At 75.3% G+C, this 1,468-nt stretch carries 1 protein-coding gene; it reads left to right on the top strand.

The features are described 5' to 3' along the window. Window positions 1–210 precede the first annotated feature (210 nt). Window positions 211–1,468 (top strand): thiamine pyrophosphate-binding protein (locus I0Q12_RS09215; RefSeq protein ID WP_197251641.1); only part of this gene is annotated, 1,258 nt, incomplete at its 3' end.

Below are 1,468 nucleotides of genomic sequence, written 5' to 3'. Positions count from 1 at the left end.
CCGGGCGACGTGCTGCTGTGCATGACCAATGTGCGCGGGCTCGGGCGGGACAGGGTCCTGCGTCGCGGGCGCACCGCCGTGCGGCCGGGGTCGGAGGAATCCGGCTCCCCCGCCGCCGGGCTGTACGCGCGGTGCGTCCGCGGCCGGCTCGGGCACGCAGCCCGCTCCGCCTGATCCGACGTGTTCGATCCCCGGTTCAGGAGCAACCCCATGGATACCGCAGTCCCGCACCCCGATCCGCCCGTCCGGCGGGTCGTCGACGCCATGGTCGACGCGGTCGCCGACCTGGGGGTGAGTCACGTCTTCGGGGTGGACGGCGCCAACATCGAAGATGTCTACGACGCGTTGTTCGCCACCGACCGGCCCGTCCGCGGGGTGGTGGCCAAGCACGAGTTCGCCGCCGCCACGATGGCCGACGGCTATGCCCGCACCACCGGCGGGCTCGGGGTGGTGGCCGCGACCTCCGGCGGCGGGGCGATGAATCTGGTGGCCGGGCTCGCCGAGTCCTTCGCGTCCCGGGTCCCGGTGCTGGCGCTGGTCGGGCAGCCCCCGACCAGGCTCGAGGGCGCCGGCGCGTTCCAGGACTCGAGCGGTAAGGCCGGCACGATCCACGCGGTCCGGCTGTTCACCGAGATCTCCCGGTACTGCGCGCGGGTCGAGGGTCCGGACGAGTTGCCCCGGCACCTCGACCGGGCGGTCGCCGCGGCGTGGTCCGGTGGGCCCGCGGTGCTGTTGCTGCCGAAGGACGTGCAGCAGGCCGCCGTCGACCGCGGATTCGCGTTCGCACCGCCGGCCCGCCGCTCCGGCCACGATCCGCGTGGTCTCGCCCGGATCCGGGACCTGCTCGCCGCGGCCCGCCGGACCGGGAAGATCGTGTTCGTCGCCGGGGATCAGGTGGCGCGGGACGACGCCCGCGAGCAGCTGCGCGCCCTCGCCGCCGCGACGGATGCCGCGGTCGGGGTCGTCCCGGACGCCAAGGACGTCTATCCCGCCGACGAGCCGGGCTTCAGCGGGGTGGCCGGCTGCATGGGGCACGCCGAACTGGTCGAGGCGGTGCGGCACTGCACGTTGTGCCTGCTGATCGGGACCCGGATGCCGGCCCTGGCCCGCACCGGTCTGGAGGCGGCCCTCGACACGGTCCCGGTCGCCGGCATCGGTGCCGAGCCCCCCTATCTGCCCGCCGAGCACGCCACCGTCCTCGACCTGCGTGCCGGGTTGGGTGCCCTCGCCGAGGAGCTGTCGCCGGCGCGGCCGGCCGGGGCCGTCGCGCCCTGGATGTCGGCGCCGTTGCCGGTCCCGCTGCGCGACGGACCCGGGCTGCGGTACCGGGAGGCCGTCGAGGCGCTCGCGGTGATGATACCGGCCGGCGCCGATGTGTTCGCCGACGCCGGCAACACGGGAGCGTCGGTGGTGCACCATCTTCCGGTGTCGCGGGGTGGCCGGTTCGTCGTCGCGCTCGGGATGGGCG

This window comes from Rhodococcus sp. CX (assembly GCF_015865005.1).
Taxonomy (GTDB): Bacteria; Actinomycetota; Actinomycetes; order Mycobacteriales; family Mycobacteriaceae; genus Rhodococcus.
This window is presented reverse-complemented; position numbering and strand designations above follow the sequence as displayed.